The sequence below is a fragment of the Amycolatopsis sp. TRM77291 genome (assembly GCF_054166285.1).
This window is the reverse complement of record NZ_JBSZHF010000001.1, coordinates 7210643-7226658: the sequence shown is the minus strand read 5'-3', so window position 1 is coordinate 7226658 and position 16016 is coordinate 7210643. Positions and strand designations below refer to the sequence as shown.

The following is a 16016-nucleotide window of genomic DNA, read 5'->3' as shown; positions in this document are numbered from 1 at the left end:
TCACGTGGAACAACTAACTCCGGAACAGCAACGCGGGCTGCTGGTCGAGATCGGCAAGCTCATCCGCTCGGGTGCCGCCGACGCGGCGCGTCCGGCCGTCGCCGATTTCCGGCAGGCCGGGGACCACACCGAACTCAAGGGCCACAACTGCACGCCCGCGCCCGAGCTGACCGAACTCTTCGGCAGGCTGCGCACCGGCATGTACGCGATCGGCCGGGGGACCTGGCTCCAGTCGCGGTTCACGCTGAAACCCGACGGCACCTTCGACTTCGACTTCACCCTCGACGACGAACCGGCGTGGACCCGGCCTCCGGGGGCTTCGGCGTACCCGGACGAGCTGGCCGCGTTCCCGCGCGACGACGAGCACGTCCCCGACTGGTGGCGCCTGCGCGCGCAGCTGCCGTTGCGCGTCGAGTTCCGGCACGCGCGGATCGTCGACGCGTACACCGAGGGCGAGCCGCCTGTGGTGGAGAGACCGGAGCTCGACGAGTCCGAAGCTCCGCTGATCGCGCAGTACCTGGAGCGCGAGCCGGCGATCCTCTCCGGCAGCGGGCTCGGGAAGGACATCTTCGACCCCGAGGCCGACGGGGACGTCCCGGAGAGCTACCACACCGACGGCACCTGGATCTGGCACGCGTCCGTGCCGCATTACCTGCGGAAATACGGGATCCCGCCGGAGCCGGACCTGGTCGCGCACATCCGCGGCCAGCGGTTCCAGCCGCCGTACGTCGAGCACCTCGTGCGGCGGACCGCGGAAGCGGATCTGCTCGGCAAACCGCGGCCGAAGCCGGGCCGCTCCGACGTCAAGAAGACCGAGGGCGACATCGCCGCGGAGCTGGAGACGTCGCCGAATCCGGTGCTGACCGACGAAGAACTTCTGGTCGTGCTGGTGAGCAGGCTCGGCGAGCACGCCGTCTGGCCGGAGGCCTACCGCATCGGTGACCGCGCGGACGGCGCCTGGTGCCTCAATTTCACCGAGAAGGGCTGGGAGGTCGCCGCCTATTCGGACGGCGCCCCGGTGTCGCCGAAGTACTTCGACAAGCTCGAAGACGCGTCGCATCAGCTTCTCGGCGCGGTCCTCCTGCATCCGGCGAGGATGACCGCCGGACACGAGACACCACTGGAGACGGCGAAGGAACTCGCCGACTGGCCGGTGCAGGCGGCGCCGGGTGAGCCTCCCCTCACCTTGCTCCGCAACAAGCGCGTGAGCCGGATGGTCGCCGGTACGGTCGTACTGCGGTTCGGCGAGGAGACCGGCAATCTGGTTCACCACGGAGGGGTACGGTTCGCCACGACGTCCCTGCCGCTGGAACGGGAGCGCGTCGGTGGGACCTACCGGCTGCGCCGCCCGCTCCACGTGATCATCGGTGTCACCGTCCCCTGGGCGAACATGCCCGGCGGGGCGGTGGCCTACGTGCTCCCGAGGACCATCGCCGAGCACGTGTCCGACGGCAGCCTGGAGAGGATCGAGTAGGTGGAATCGGCGGAAGCGGTAGCCAAGGTCGAAGAGTGGCTGCGCGCGGTCCACGGTCCGGACGTGTCCGAACCGGGCGGCGCCGGCCTGCGCGTCGACCACGACAAGGTCCTGCGCATCCCCGAGGGCTGGTCGGTCCCCTACAACACGATCGCCTTCCTCGACGAGGGTCATGCCGAGAAGGAGATCTTCCCGCCGCCGTCGGTGATCGTCCGCGAACCGGACGGCGAGCTGCGCCAGGCGCATCCGCAGCCCGGCGGGCTCAGCGTCCCGGTCGCGTTCCCCGGACAGGAGGCCTGGCGCGAGGTCGTCGACCCGGAGTACGCCAAGGCCGGGCTCGGTGACCTCGGTGTCCCGCCGCCGGTCGTCGCGGGCTGGGTCAAGGTCAACGCGGAAGGCGTGCAGACCGGAGAGGAACGGGAGAACCCGGAGTACAAGGCCGGTCCGGTCCGCCGTGGTTACCCGAAGCCGGAGAACAAGCTCGAAACGCTGCTGTCGTTCGCCAGCGTCGGCTGGCTGACCAGGGAACAGCTGCTCATCGGGCTGCTGCGCTGCGAGGTCTACGTCCCGCTCGACCTGGCGTCGGGCAAGACGGAACGCTTCTACTTCAACGAGGAACGCGCCGAGCTGAGGGTGTTCAGCTCGACCAGGAACCTCCCGTCCCGTGAGCACGGGTACTGGAAGGTCGACATCGCCACCCTCGCGGGTTACGAGAGCCCGCCGAACCTGGTGATCAACGGCGGTCCCGCGACGTTCGAGGACGTCAGCGGCGCCGAACTCGCCGAGACCGCGCTCCGGTTCCCGCGCCGGGGCCCCGGCGTCGACGTCAACGAGCGCTGCCCGGAGGCCGACCCGGAGCTGGAGGCGCTCGCCGTCGACACCGCCGCGAAGATGGGTCTGTCCGAGCCGGTCAAGCCGCCGCTTGCCGCCGCCGAACGGGCCCGCCGCCGCGGGTTCGAGCTGAGCGCGGAGGAATGCCAGAAGACTGTCCTCGGTCAGTCGTGGCTGGCGCGGCTCCGGCAGCCGGAACCACCCCGTAGCCGTCCGAACGACCTGCGGGCCAACGGGCTGGCGCCGGGCTACGACAACGAAGGCCAGATCCAGCCGCGTCTGGACACCTTCGGCAAGTACTTCGAGCGAGACCGCTCCAGCTCGCGTTACGGCTGGCAGCGCGTCACGGGCGCGTACGTCGGCTTCGCGCTCGGCGAGGCGCTCGGCGCGGCCGTCGACCGGATGCGGCTCGACGAGATCCACAGCACCTACGGCCCGGACGGCGTCACCGATCTGCCGGTCGCGTTCGACCTGCCCGGCCGGATCGGGCCGCTCACCCAGCGGCTGCTGTTCTACACCGAGGCCGTGATCCGCAGCCCGCATCGCGAGCAGCCGGAGAACCGCGACGCCGAAAAGGCGCTTGGGACGGTCGCGCGCAACTCGCTGATGCGCTGGCTGCACACCCAGGGCGCGCCGCTGGACAACGCCGACGGCTGGCTCGTGAAGGTGCCGGAGCTCCGCGTCCGCCGCACTCCCGACGACGCCGAACTGAACGCCTATCACGCGCTGGCGACCATCTCGCCGACGGCGATGCCGATGAGCGGGCCGGACGCGCTGGTCGCCGCGCTGCCCGCGGCGATGACCGCGGCCGGGCCGGGGACCGCGATGAGCGGCGGCGTCCGCCAGGCGGTGCGCGACCTCGTCGCGGTGACCCATCCGGGTGAGGTCGACGTCGAAGCGGCCACCTACCTGACGTGGCTGTTCGAACCCGCGCTGACCGCGGAGGCGTTCAGCTACCCGGTCTGGAACACCTCCCGGGAGATCTTCAGCGACCAGAACCCGCACCAGCGGGGGCCGGTCTGGGCGGATCTCAAGGCGATGGTCGCGGAATCGGTGCCGTTCTTCGGCAAGCACGGCCTGCCCGATCTGCGGGTCCCGGAGCTGATCGGCGACGGCAAGGGCACGCTTTCGGTGCTGGGCCGCGCGTTCGCGGCGCTGTCCGGTTTCGAGAACTACCCGGAGCAGGCGCTGCTGCGGGCGGTCAACCACTCCGGCCGCAGCGCGATCACCGGTGCCATCGCCGGCGCCCTGCTCGGCGCCCGCACCGGTATCCCGGGGCTGCCGCAGAAGTGGGTCGAGCAGCTGGAACTCCGCTACCTGGTGGAGAACATCGCCACGGACGCGTTCTGGCATTTCGACCGCCACTCGGCGCTGCACGAGGTCGACGGCTGGGCCCAGCGGTATCCGCGCTGGTGAACGGAATGGGGACGATGAACGAAGAGGAAGCCGTCAGCCGCGTCGAGGAGTGGCTGGCGGGCCGAGGCGGGGAGGGCACCGGCGCGCTGCGGGTGCGCCGCGACTACGTCGTGCGCGCGACCGACGGCTGGAACGTCACGTACAACACGGTCGGCTGGCTCGACGGGACCGACCCCGGCGCCGGCCTGTTCCCCAGCCCGGTCGCCTTCGTCCCGGACGACGGCGGTGAGATCCGCCTCGACCTGGAGCTGATGGCCATTTCGGCGGCGGGCGAAGACACCGACGCCTTCACCCGGTGGGCGGAGATCGTCGATCCCGAGTTCGACCCGGACGCGGTACCCGGCCTGCCCGTGCCGAAGGCGGCGATCCTGCGCTGGGAGCAGCACACGCTGTACGGCGAGCCGACCGGCGCGGTCCGCGCGAACCCCGACCACCGGCCGGGGCCGCGGTTCTCCGGCCGGCCGGCACCGGAAAGCCCGGTCGAGACGCTGCTCGGCTACCTGCGCGTCGAGTGGATCACGCCGGAGGAGTTCGTCCACTGGATGCTCGACCTCGACGTCCTCGCCCCGATCAAGGACGGCCACCTGCAGGCCCGCGACTTCGGTGACGCGGGCGCGCGGTTCGTCGTCTACACCTCCGAAGCGCAGGTGCCGTCGGAGTACACGGCGTGGCAGCGGGTGCAGCCCCGCGTGCTCCTGCGCCGGGCCAAGGACAATCCCGGGGTCGGCCTGCTGGTCAACCCCGGGCGTCCGGAGACCTTCAACGTCTATCCGGAGACGCTGCGGCAGGTCGCCGATCTCGGCCTTCCGTCGGGCACCGAACGCCCCGAGTCCGTCGAGCGTCCCGCGTACTTCAGCGGTGAGTACGACGGGCCCGCCGTCGCGAACCTGCGGAGCCTCGTCGACCAGGCCAGGGACAACGGCTACCCGCTGAGCAGCGACGAGCTCACCCGCTTCGTCCGCGCCTCGACGCTGTCGTTCGAGCGCTCCCGGGCGAAGTACGACGGCCGCCCCCTGCCGGAACTGCCCGAGGACCTGTTCGCGAACGGCCTCGTCACGCACTTCTACGACAACGGCGAACCGCGCCCGAGCGCCTGGACCTTCGGGAAGTTCTACGACCCGACGCTCCCCGTCGGCAGCTTCGCGTACCCGCGGCTTCTCGGCGCGTACGTCGGCTTCGCGCTCGGAGACGCCCTGGGCTCGGGCGCCGATCCCGCCGAAGGCCTGCCGCTCGGCGGGCTGACCCGGCAGCTGCTGTTCCACACCGAATCGGTGATCCGCGGCCTGGACCCGACCCCGGACAAGCCCGAGATCCCGGCGTCGCTGCCCGCGGGCGGACGGCCGGACGGCTGGGTCGCCAAGGCCACCGCGGCCGCCGGACCGGCCCCCGCGGAGTTCTCGGCCATGCTGGCGACCGCGCTCGCCGCGACGGTGACCGGCGGCGTGCAGGGTCCCGCCGACAGCACGTTCTACGCGATGAAGGTCGTCCGCGAGCTGGTCGGATCCGCCGCGGGTCACGAGGTCGTCCACGGCGCGGAACTGCTGGTGAACGTCTTCCGCGCCCAGCTCGCCGCCCAGAACGGTGAACCGGCGGTCGCGAACTTCCTCGAAGGCTTCGACGAGTACAGCGGCGAGGTCGGTGAGCTGGTCAAGACCGTGCTCGACCTCCGGAACGCCATCGACGGGGACAGCGCCGCTGACGTCGAGCAGTTCGACAGCATCGGCGACGGCCGGACGCCGCTTTCGGTGCTCGGCCGGGCGCTGTTCGCCGCCGCGAAACGGGGTTACGACGCCGAAGCCGCGCTGGCGCTGGCCGCACGCGGCGGCACGGTGACCGCGGCGCTGACCGGGGCGATGGTGGGCGCCAGGCTCACCGTGCCCGGACTGCCGGAGTCCTGGCTCGCCGCGTTCGCCGACCTCGGCGTCGTCGACGCCATGGCGGGCGACGCGTATTACTACTTCAACCGCTTCGGCCTGCCCCGCGAGCCCGAAGAGCGGCGGCGCTGGGACGCGAACCGGTATCCACGAGGAGATCAGTAGAGAAATGCGCGAGTGGCTTCAAGATCCGGCGACCAGGTCGCGGCTGCGCGGCAGCCTGTTCGCCGGCGCGATCGGCGACGCGCTCGGCGCGAAGACCGAGTTCGACTCGATCGACCGTATCCGGGAGATCGCCGGACCAGCCGGGATCACCGACCTCATCCCCGCGTACGGCGGCGTCGGCCGGATCACCGACGACACCCAGATGACGCTGTTCACCCTGGAAGGCCTGATCAGGGCCCACCACGGAACCGAGCCCGTCGAGCAGTCCTTGCAGCTGGCCTACCAGCGCTGGCTGCACACCCAGGGCGTCTCGTGGGAGCGCGCCCGCGGTCCGAAGGACACGAGCGCGGAGCCGGACGGCTGGCTGATCACGAACCGTGAGCTGTTCAGCCGTCGCGCGCCCGGCCTCACCTGTTTCAGCGAGCTGGAGGCGTACGGAAAGACCGGAGTACGCGCCGGCATGGCCAAGCCGGTCAACAACTCGAAGGGCTGCGGCGGGATCATGCGCGCCGCGCCGGTCGCGTTGTGGTCGGACGACGTGGCCGAGGTGTTCCGCCTCGGTGCCGAGAGCGCGGCCCTGACGCACGGTCACCCGAGCGGGTATCTCTCGTCGGGTGCCTTCGCGGTGATCGTGCGCGAACTGCTGGCCGGGAAGCCGCTGCTCGACGCCGTCGCGACCGCTCGCGCCGAGCTGGAGAAGTACCAGGGGCATGAAGAGCAGAGCGTCGCGCTGGACCAGGCGCTCGCGCTGGCCGGACAAGGCGCCCCGACGCCGGAGAAGCTCGAATCGCTCGGGCAGGGGAACGTCGGCGAAACCGCGCTCTCCATGTCGGTTTACGTCGCCCTGACCACCACGGACGCGAACACCGCCCTGCTCGCGTCGGTGAACCACAGCGGCGACAGCGACTCGACGGGGTCGGTCTGCGGGAACCTCGTCGGCGCGATGTACGGCGAACAGGCCTTGCGGACGGACTGGCTCGAGAAGCTGGAAATGGCCGAGGTGATCGGACGGCTGGCGGACGACGCGCTCGCGGAGTTCGGCGGGAGCGCACCGGGTGACGACCGGTGGTACGCCCGCTATCCGGCCCACTAGATTTACCTCCGGTTTGGGGTACTTGGGGAGGGGACACATAGTGCGTTACCGGGTTCAAGCGGCGGAGCGGCCGGATGGCCTGTACGCCGTCTGGGGGGACACCGTCTTCGCGGCCCAGCGGTCGACCGAAGACGGCACGCTGCTGCTCATCGCGCCGCCGGGGGAAGCGGCGCCCGAGGGCTTCGATCGCGACTGGAACGGCCGTCCGGCCAGGGTCGTGCTGAACGGCGAGGTGGGCCTGACCTTCAGCCTCCAGTCTTACGGCCGGTTCGACGACGAGCACTTCCAGATCGCGCCGAACACCGGCAGCGGTGACCTGACCTTGCGCTGGGCAGGCGAGGACGCGGCCCGCGCGGCCGAACTGGGCCTGACGGATTTCTCGACCACCGTCTCGCCGTCGCGGCTGACAGCGTTGTGGCAGACCAGGCACGACTTCGTCGAGACACCGGACGCCCGGCCGCCGATCGGCACGGGTGACCAGGGCGCGCTGCTGCGGGCCATCGGCCGGACCCTGCTGCGGGTGCTGCCGCCGGGCTGGCAGCGTGTCGGCGCCCAGTTCCGGCAGGTCGGCGACTACTCCGAACTCGAGGTCCGCTCGGTCGGCGACGAGGGCAACGGCCCGGTGTCGGTGTCGATCGCGGCCCCGCCGGAGCTCGGTTCGCTGTTCGCGCGGCTGCGTGCGGCGATGCATCAGCCCGAGACCGGCACCTGGTTCCAGGGCACCTTCACGCTCGACTCGGAATCGCATTTCGACTTCGACTTCGACGCCGAGCAGGAACCGACCTGGCGGCTCGCGCCGAACGAGGGCGGGAAGCCGTCGCCGCGCGCGTACGCGACCGAGCTCGCGATCTTCCCGCGCGACACCAAACACGTCCCGGCCTGGCTTTCGGCCAAGGCGGGACTGCCGCTGGACGTCGTGTTCCGGCACGCGAAGGTCGTCGACGCGCACAACGAGGGCGAACGCCCGGTCGTCAACCGGCCGCCCGTGCCGCCGGACCTGATGCGCGGCGTCCTCGACTACCTCTTCCGCTCGCCGGTGGCGCTGACCCGGCCGGGTCCGCAGCCCGACATCTTCACCCCGAACGGCCCGCCGGACGTGCCGAACGCCTTCCACACCGACGGCGTCTGGATCTGGCCCGCGGCGGTCCCGCACTACCTGCGCAAGTACGGGGTGCCGCCGGAGCCGGAACTGATCGAGCACATCCGGGCCGCCGGATTCCGGCCGCCGCTGATCGGCGAGCTGGTGCGGGCGACCGCGGAGGCGGAGATCGTCGGCAAGCCGCGGCCGCCGCAGACCGCCGCGGACCTGCCGGACGAAAGTGCCCGCACCCGCGTCGAACGCGACGGGGAGCCCACGCGCGACATCCGGGCCGTCGAGGTGCTGGACGTCCTGTACCAGCGGCTGGCCGAGCACGGGGTGGCGCCGACGTCGTACCGGATCGGCGCGAACGCGGTGCCGGAGCCGGGGCTCTGGACCCTGCGCCGCACCGAGAGCGGCTGGGAGGTCTCGCGTCCGCCGACGGACGAGCCGGTGGTGTTCGCGAAACTCGAAGAGGCGGCGCGGTTCTTCCTCGGCACCCTGCTGCTGTACCCGGCGCGGGGCGCGGTGGGCGCGAACGAGGAGTCCGACAACCCCGCCGACTGGCCGATCCTGCCGCTGCGCGGCGAGCCGCCGCTGAACTTCTTCCGCCGCAAGCGGATCGTCGTCCTGCCGTCGGGCACCACGGTGCAGCGGTTCGGCAACGAGACCGGCAACCTCGTGCACGCCGAATCGGCGCGGTTCATCGAGACGTCGCTGGCCGCGGACCGCGAACGCGAGCGCCGGCTCTACCGCGTCGTGCGGCCGCTGCGCGTGGTCACCGGCATCACCGCGCCGTGGAACGGGACGCCGGGCGGGGCCGTGGCCTACGTGCTGCCCCGGCCGCTCGCCCAGCACCTCGAAACCGGTGCGCTTTCCCGCGTCCAGTAGCCGCGCCGAGGCGGAACTCGCGTGTCCGGAGGCGTAACTCGCGTGCTTGAAGGTGATCCGGCTCTGATCACGCGAGTTACGCCTTCAATCACGCGAGTGTCGCCTTCGATCACGTGTAGTGGCGGGGTTCCACGCACCTGAGACACACATTCCTGAAGCCGGAACTCGTGATTGAAGGCGTAACTCGCGAGATCCGGCGTGTCCCGGCTCAGGAAGCGGTGATCAGCACCGCGGGCGACCACCAGTAGTCCGCGAGCGGCTCGATCCGGATGCCGGTGAAGCCCGCTTCCTTCAGCTGCGAAGCCCAATCGGTGGCGGGCTGCTCCCAGTTCGTGCGGTCCGCCCCCGGTTTGACCAGGCCGAGCAGGATCGGCAGCAGGAACCCCTGCGCCACCAGTGACGCCTCCTTGCCGTACTCCGCGATCCCGCGTTCGTAGCGGGTGACCAGGGAAAGCAGGTACTCGCGGGATCCTTCGTCGAACTCGGGCACATCGAATTCGGCGAGCACCAGACACGAAGTGCGCGGCCGGAGCGCCCGCAGGACCTCGGTGCGCTCGGCGGTCGGGATCGACTGGAGCGCGAAGGTCGACTGCGTCAGCTGCCACTGCCGGTCGTCGTCGCGGGCGAGGAACTCCTGCGCGGTGGCGTCCCAGGTGTGCAGGCCGTGGGTGCCGTCGAGATGCTTCCGCGTTTCCGCGAGCAGCGCGCTCGACGGCTCGACCAGGTCGATCCGGCCCGGCTGCCGGTCCGCCTGTTCGAGGGCGGGGACGACGGCGAGCCCGTCGCCGCAGCCGAGGTCGAGCAGCGAACCGACACCGCCGTAGCGCCGGGCGAGCATGGCGCTGAGCTGCCGGTAGAGCTTGACGTTCCCGCCGCCGCGGATGAACGCGGTGAACGCGGCGGGCTGGTCGTACACATCTCCGCCACCGCCTTCGGTCAGGTACCGGTGCAGTTCGATGCCGAGCGTGGATCCCGCACGCCCGGCGAAGTCCGCTGCCGTGGCCCGGTCACCGTCTCGGTACGCGGTGAGCGCTTCGGCCAGGAGGTCCGATTTCTTCATGTTCTCCTGTTTACCGTCAGAACGGCACCCAAAGGGTGACTCTGGTGCCATTGCCCGGAGCCGACTCCACCCGCGCGGTCCCGCCGACTTCGTTCAGCCGGGCGGTGATGGACTCGCTGATCCCGAAACCGGCGGGCCGGGAATCGGGACTGAACCCGGCGCCGTGATCGCGGGTGATCACCGCGACGCCGCCTTCCTGCTCCTCGACCCGGACGACGACCTTGTCCGTCCCGGCGTGTTTGAGGGTGTTGCGCAGTGACTCGCGGACGGCGTCGCGGATGGCGATCTGCCGGACCTCCGAAAGCGTGTCGTCGTCGAGTTCGGCGATCACCAGCTGGGCGCGCAACCCGTCCCTCGCCATCTCCGCCGCCAGCGACGCGAGCTTCTCGCCCAGCGGCCGTGAACCGGCCTCCGACCGTTCCGAAGCCTCGGTCTCGATCGTCCGCCGCAGCTCCAGGGACTGCGCCCGCGCCAGCCGCTGTACCTCGTCGAGGCGCGTGGCCGGGTCGCCCTTGTTGGCCAGCGCGATCGCTTCGAGGGTCTGCAGCACGGAGTCGTGGAGCATCCGGTGCTGCCGAGCGCGTTCGGCGATGCGGCCGTTGCGGATGCCGTACGCGAGGGCGAGCCGCGTGCCGAGCCCGATCAGCACGAGGGCGCCGCTGGCGGTGAAGAGGACACCGAGGATCGACGGGAAGGTGGCCATGGCGTCGCCGGGCGCGGCTTGGCCGGTGCCGAGCAGGGACGCGAGCATCCGCACCGGGAAGCTGCCGACGGCGAGCGCCGCCGCGGCGGGCATGCCCAGCGCGAGCGCCAGCAGGGCGACCTCGCCGAGCAGGTGCTTTCCAGGTATCGCCATCGCCTCGGTGAACACCGAAGCCGGCACCAGCGCCCCGACCGCGAGCGGCGCGAGCAGCGTGAACACGAGGTCGATGGCCAGCAGCCGGACGGCGTGCTGAGGGCGGAACGGCGCCGAACGCAGCATCCACCGGATGCCGTACAGCGAGAGCGCCGCCGAGCCGAGGGCCACCAGCCCGACCGGCCCGATCCCGATCATGCCGTGGGTGGAGACGTACACGCCGAACGCGCCGGGCACCGCGAAGAGCCGGTACACCAGCGGGACGAGGGCGACGTAGCGGGCGGCTCTGAGCAGCAGGTTGTCGCGATGGGCCGTGTCGATGGGACCCGACATGTGCTGGATCCGCCGGAGCGCGCGCATCGGAGTCGGGTCGCCGACCTCGTCCGACAGCTCGCTCGTCGCCGTCGCCAGCGCGGGCGCGCCCCGACGCAGCAACGTCACCAGAAAACTGGGCGGCCGCTTCGCCATGGATCTTCCCCCTGCCCGGAGCACCGGCAGGAGTATCTCGGGTTACGCCACGTGGATCCAGAGACCAACGGGGTTTATCTCAGCCTATGCCGTTCTCGGCGGCCCATTTCCGCAGTTCGGCCACCGCCTCGTCGTGCTCCAGCGGACCGCGGTCGAGCCGCAGCTCCTTCAGGTGCTTCCAGGCCTTGCCGACGTCCGGACCGGGCTTGAGGCCGAGGATCCGCATGATCTCCTCGCCGTTGAGATCCGGGCGGACCCGATCGAGGTCCTCCTGCGCCTGGATGGCTTCGATCCTCCGCTCGAGGTCGTCGTAGGTCGCCTGCAGCGCGGCCGCCTTCTTGCGGTTACGCGTGGTGCAGTCGGCGCGCACCAGCTTGTGCAGCCGGGGCAGCAGGTCTCCGGCGTCGGTGACGTAGCGCCGCACCGCCGAATCCGTCCACTCGCCCTTGCCGTAGCCGTGGAACCGCAGGTGAAGGAACACGAGCTGGCTGACGTCCTGGACGATCTCCTTCGAGAACTTCAGCGCGCGCAAACGCTTGCGTGCCATTTTCGCGCCGACGACCTCGTGGTGGTGGAAGCTCACACCGCCTCCGGGCTGGAACTCGCGCGTCGCGGGCTTGCCGATGTCGTGCAGGAGCGCCGCGAGCCGCAGGATCAGATCCGGCTCCGAAGTCGGTTCGTGCGTCTTCTCCAGGTCGATCGCCTGCGCGAGCACGGTCAGGGAGTGCTGGTAGACGTCCTTGTGCTGGTGGTGCTCGTCGATCGCCAGCCGCATCCCGGGCACCTCGGGCAGTACTCGGTCGGCGAGGCGGGTGTCCACGAGCAGCTCGATCCCGGGCCTGGGGTCGTCCGCCAGCAGCAGCTTCGACAGCTCGGCCTGCACGCGCTCGGCGGTGATCCGGTCGATCTCCTCGGCCATCGACGACATCGCGTCGACCACGCGCGGCGCCGCGGTGAACCCGAGCTGCGCGGAGAACCGCGCGGCCCGCAGCATGCGCAGCGGGTCGTCGGCGAAGGACTCCTGCGGGGTCGCGGGCGTGTCGAGCACCTTGTCCTGCAGTGCCTGGAGCCCGTCGTGCGGGTCGACGAAGGTCTTGTTCGCGAGGTCGATCGCCATCGCGTTGACGGTGAAGTCGCGGCGGAGCAGGTCTCCCTCGATGCTGTCGCCGAAGGTGACCTCGGGGTTGCGGCCGACGCGGTCGTAGCTGTCGGCGCGGAACGTGGTGATCTCCAGGGTCATGCCCTGTTTGGTCACGCCGACGGTGCCGAACGCGATACCGACGTCCCACACCGCGTCGCCCCAGGCGCTGACGATCTTGAGCACCTGGTCCGGACGGGCGTCGGTGGTGAAGTCGAGGTCGCTCGACAGCCTTCGGAGCATCATGTCCCGGACGCTGCCGCCGACCAGGTACAGGCTGTGCCCCGCCTTCGCGAACAGCTTCGCGAGCTCGTCCGCCAGCGGGGAGATGCGCATCAGCTCGGTCACGGCGTTCTGCATCGCAGTGCTCTTCCCCGCAATCGCCTGCCCGGCGACCACCTTGTTCACGACAATCCCACCACGATTTGGATGTACTTACTGAGACACTTACTACGACCCGGCCCACCATGGGCACGGAGAGCCAGCGTACCTGTACCGCCGTTTGCTCTAGCATCGCAGCATGTCTGGATCAGCCGGGCGCTCCGGCGCTTCGAAGCCGGGCCGCCGGCGGAGGCGCAGGCGGGGAAGGCGGCTGACCACGGTCGACGAAACCTCGGCCGGCGGACTCGTCGTCGACGCCGAACGGGCGAACGCCGCGCTGATCGGGCGGCTCGACCGGCACGGCAGACTGCTGTGGTCGCTGCCGAAAGGCCACATCGAGGACGGTGAAACGGTGGAGCAGACGGCTGTGCGCGAGGTGAAGGAGGAGACCGGCATCTCCGCGCAGGTCCTGCGGCCCCTCGGCACCATCGACTACTGGTTCGTGGCCGAGCGACGGCGCGTGCACAAGACGGTGCACCATTTCATCCTGGAATCCACCGGCGGCGAACTTTCGGACGAGGATGTCGAGGTGACCGAGGTCGCCTGGGTCCCGCTCGCCGACCTGGAGACCAAACTCGCCTACTCCGACGAGCGCAAGCTGGTCCGGAAGGCCAAAGAACTCTTCGCGCAGCAACAGCACACCGCCGAGGGAGCACCTGAGTGAAGCGGCTTGCCGCCACTGTCCTGTCGATCCTGTTCCTGGTCTTCACCGTGTTGCCCGCCGCGGGCGCGCAGGCCCAGGAGCAGCCCCGGCTGCGCGTGGACCTCGACCAGCCGAACCCCCGCGTGATCACCTCGACCTCGGCTTCGCTCGCCGTCACCGGCCGGGTCACCAACATCGGCGACCGGCGGATCAGCAAACTGGGCGTCCGGCTGCAACTGGGCACCCGGCTCCAGACCGAGCAGCAGATCGGTGACGTCCTCGCCGGCGACAAGTTCAAGGATCTCGCCGCGACCGAGTTCGTCGACCTCGAACCGGACGAATTGGAGCCCGGCCAGAGCGCGGCGCTGAACCTGTCGGTCCCGCTCGGCCCGTCCGCCAAGCTCCAGTTCCCGAAGACCGGCGTGTACCCGCTGCTGGTCAACGTCAACGGCACCCCGGATTTCGGCGGTCCGGAACGGCTGGCGGCGGTCACCCTGCTGATGCCGGTGCTCGGTGTCCCCGGCAAGGCCCCCGGGTCGCGTCCGCCGTCGGCGCCGTCCACCAGCCTGCTCTGGCCCATCGCGAACAGCGCCGTGCACGTCGTCTCCGCCCCGCTCGGCGGCCCCCTGACCCTGGCGGACGAGCGGCTGGCCGACGAACTGGCAGTCGGCGGACGGCTGGATTCGCTGGTCGAGGCGGCGCGCGCGGCCGAGGCCGACACGAAGGTCTCGTCGTCGTTGTGCCTGGCCATCGACCCCGACCTGGTCGCGACCGTCGACGGGATGACCCGCGGCTACCAGATCGCCGGCGGCGCCCCCGGCAAGGGCGTCGAGACCGCGAAGAACTGGCTCGGCAGGCTGAAGGCGCTGGTCGCGGGCCGGTGCGTGGTCACCCTCCCGTTCGCCGACGCCGACCTCACCGCGCTGACGAAGGTCCGCGCCGGTGACGCCACCGACACCGCGCTCATGACCACCGCGCTCGGCGGCGCGGGAACGATCGGGAACCTGCTCGGCATCCAGCCGCAGGACGGCGTCCTGTGGCCCGGCGGCGCCCTCGACTCGCAGACCCTCGAAGCGATCGGCAAGGCCGGCGTCAAGACCGTGCTGACCGATTCGGGCAAGCTCCAGTCCCGTACGCCGCTTTCGAGCGGGGTGTCGATCGAGGGGACGGACCTGCGCGCCCAGCCGATCGACGCGCTGATCTCGTCCGCGCTGAACGGTTCGGAGTCGACCCAGAACGGGCTCGGCGCCATCGCCTTCCGTGCCGGGCTCGGCGGGCAGAACGAGGGGCCAGGGCGCTCCCGACTGCTGATCGCGCCGCCGCGGCACTGGGCCGCGACCGGCACCGAACTCACCACGTTCCTGGAGCGGATGGGCGACTTCTACGCCGCCGGCCTCCTCAAGTCGGCGCCGCTGCCCGAGCTGCTCGGCGAAAGCCCGTCCGGGACGGCGTCGGTCAACTACGACCCGCGGGATCTGACGGCCGCGACCAGCGGCGACGTCACCGCGAAGATGTCCCAGCTGGACAACGAGACCCTGGGCCTGTCGGCCGCGATGACGATGGACGCCACCAAACGGGTGAAGCCGGCCGACGTGATCGCCCCGGTGCGGCTCGCCCTCATCCGGGCCGCGTCGACGTCGTGGCGTGGCGCGGACGCCGCGACCGTCACCGGCAACGCCCGCGGCGATCTGGAGGCGATCCGCAGCCAGGTCACCGTCGAGCGGCCGAAGCAGACCATCGCGCTGGCATCCGGCGCGGCGCCGCTGCCGGTGTTCATCACCAACAACCTGCCGGTCGGCGTCGCCGTCCAGGTCGCACTGAAGAACAACGTCGGCCTTCGCCCGACCGACGACACCCTGTTGCAGGCGCAGATGGTCCCGGCCAACAGCGCCCGTAACCGGCTGCTCCCGGTCGAGGCGCTGCGAGCGGGCCGGTTCAGCGTCGACGTCTCGCTGACCACGCCCGACGGGACCCCGCTCGGTTCGGCCGCGCGCTTCGAGCTGACGTCCACGGAGTACGGCGCGATCACCATCATCATCACCATCACCGCGGCCGGTGCGCTGCTGCTCCTGTCGTCCCGGCGGATCTACCGGAGGATCAAGGACTCGCGAGCCGATCGGGCGAACGAAACCGCCCCGCGTGTGACCGAGGACGCACAGGTTTAAGTGTTTCCGGCCGTTGCCGATTACCCTGGGTCGAACGATGCCGCCGGGCATCACGTAGCCGAGCACCGAGGATTGGGCACGCGTTGGAAAGAGAGCCGGGTGTACCGCCCGAGCGTGCAGGCCGTCCCCGGCGCGAAGGTACTCCGCCACCGCCCCGCCGCACCGATGGACCAGCACGCCGTCCGGAGCGTCGTCAGCCGCCCCCGCAGCAGCCCCCGCCCGAACGCGGTGAGCGGCCGCGGCGGGCCACGCCGCCGCCCCCACCGCCGGTCGACGGCCGCCGCCAGCGGGTGGCAGGCCGTCCCGACGACGAGACACGGCGGCTGAGGCCACCGCAGACCCCTCCGCCGAACCAGGCACCGCCGCGGAAGACGCCCCCTGTGCAGGGGACGCCTCCGCCGCCGACCCGCCGTCAGCCGGTACCGCCGCCTCAGGGCCCGCCGCTGCCGCAGCCGTCCCAGAACCCGCCGCCGCGGCGTCCGG

At 70.9% G+C, this 16016-nt stretch carries 11 protein-coding genes; 8 read left to right on the top strand and 3 right to left on the bottom strand.

What is annotated here, in order from left to right; all coding sequences use genetic code 11:
- The first annotated feature begins 4 nt into the window (after positions 1 to 4).
- The 5 genes from ACXIZN_RS33705 to ACXIZN_RS33685 are packed head-to-tail and all read left to right on the top strand — an operon-like array spanning position 5 to position 8822.
- Entirely contained in the window at positions 5 to 1474 is a 1470-nt protein-coding gene (locus tag ACXIZN_RS33705; RefSeq protein ID WP_457959007.1) for a TNT domain-containing protein, read from the top strand.
- The gene (locus ACXIZN_RS33700; protein WP_457959006.1) at positions 1475 to 3721 is read left to right on the top strand and encodes an ADP-ribosylglycohydrolase family protein; all 2247 of its coding nucleotides are present in this window, start codon (positions 1475 to 1477) and stop codon (positions 3719 to 3721) included.
- 14 nt (positions 3722 to 3735) lie between these two features.
- A complete protein-coding gene (locus ACXIZN_RS33695) occupies positions 3736 to 5760 on the top strand; it encodes a YrhB domain-containing protein (protein ID WP_457959004.1) in 2025 nt (674 codons plus the stop codon).
- 4 nt (positions 5761 to 5764) lie between these two features.
- Positions 5765 to 6853, top strand: coding sequence for an ADP-ribosylglycohydrolase family protein (locus tag ACXIZN_RS33690; protein WP_457959003.1), 1089 nt, complete (start codon positions 5765 to 5767; stop codon positions 6851 to 6853).
- Between the two features lie 40 nt (positions 6854 to 6893).
- Positions 6894 to 8822, top strand: coding sequence for a TNT domain-containing protein (locus ACXIZN_RS33685; RefSeq protein ID WP_457959002.1), 1929 nt, complete (start codon positions 6894 to 6896; stop codon positions 8820 to 8822).
- 208 nt (positions 8823 to 9030) lie between these two features.
- On the opposite strand, the gene ACXIZN_RS33680 is transcribed toward ACXIZN_RS33685, so the two are convergent.
- The 3 genes from ACXIZN_RS33680 to ACXIZN_RS33670 form a co-directional block, all read right to left on the bottom strand.
- Entirely contained in the window at positions 9031 to 9882 is an 852-nt protein-coding gene (locus ACXIZN_RS33680; protein WP_457959001.1) for a class I SAM-dependent methyltransferase, read from the bottom strand.
- Positions 9883 to 9898: 16 nt separating this feature from the next.
- Positions 9899 to 11206: a sensor histidine kinase gene (locus ACXIZN_RS33675; RefSeq protein ID WP_192747292.1), complete on the bottom strand. Its 1308-nt coding sequence runs from the start codon at positions 11204 to 11206 to the stop codon at positions 9899 to 9901.
- A gap of 79 nt (positions 11207 to 11285) precedes the next feature.
- Positions 11286 to 12704, bottom strand: coding sequence for a CCA tRNA nucleotidyltransferase (locus ACXIZN_RS33670; RefSeq protein WP_457959000.1), 1419 nt, complete (start codon positions 12702 to 12704; stop codon positions 11286 to 11288).
- Positions 12705 to 12864: 160 nt separating this feature from the next.
- On the opposite strand from ACXIZN_RS33670, the gene ACXIZN_RS33665 reads away from it, so the two are divergent.
- From ACXIZN_RS33665 to ACXIZN_RS33655, 3 genes are all read left to right on the top strand, one after another.
- Positions 12865 to 13389, top strand: a complete 525-nt coding sequence (locus tag ACXIZN_RS33665; protein ID WP_125679360.1) for an NUDIX hydrolase — start codon at positions 12865 to 12867, stop codon at positions 13387 to 13389.
- Positions 13386 to 15533 carry a DUF6049 family protein gene (locus ACXIZN_RS33660; protein WP_457958999.1) on the top strand — a complete coding sequence of 716 codons (2148 nt, stop codon included), beginning with the start codon at positions 13386 to 13388 and terminating at the stop codon, positions 15531 to 15533. Before ACXIZN_RS33665 ends, ACXIZN_RS33660 begins: the two co-directional genes overlap by 4 nt.
- A gap of 99 nt (positions 15534 to 15632) precedes the next feature.
- A complete protein-coding gene (locus ACXIZN_RS33655) occupies positions 15633 to 15860 on the top strand; it encodes a hypothetical protein (RefSeq protein ID WP_457958998.1) in 228 nt (75 codons plus the stop codon).
- The last annotated feature ends 156 nt before the right edge of the window (positions 15861 to 16016 follow it).

Coding starts and splice junctions, on each gene's coding strand:
- ACXIZN_RS33670 (WP_457959000.1), bottom strand. CDS start 12,704: ATGCAGAACGCCGTGACCGAGCTGATGCGCATCTCCCCGCTGGCGGAC.
- ACXIZN_RS33690 (WP_457959003.1), top strand. CDS start 5,765: ATGCGCGAGTGGCTTCAAGATCCGGCGACCAGGTCGCGGCTGCGCGGC.
- ACXIZN_RS33675 (WP_192747292.1), bottom strand. CDS start 11,206: ATGGCGAAGCGGCCGCCCAGTTTTCTGGTGACGTTGCTGCGTCGGGGC.
- ACXIZN_RS33665 (WP_125679360.1), top strand. CDS start 12,865: ATGTCTGGATCAGCCGGGCGCTCCGGCGCTTCGAAGCCGGGCCGCCGG.
- ACXIZN_RS33680 (WP_457959001.1), bottom strand. CDS start 9,882: ATGAAGAAATCGGACCTCCTGGCCGAAGCGCTCACCGCGTACCGAGAC.
- ACXIZN_RS33695 (WP_457959004.1), top strand. CDS start 3,736: ATGAACGAAGAGGAAGCCGTCAGCCGCGTCGAGGAGTGGCTGGCGGGC.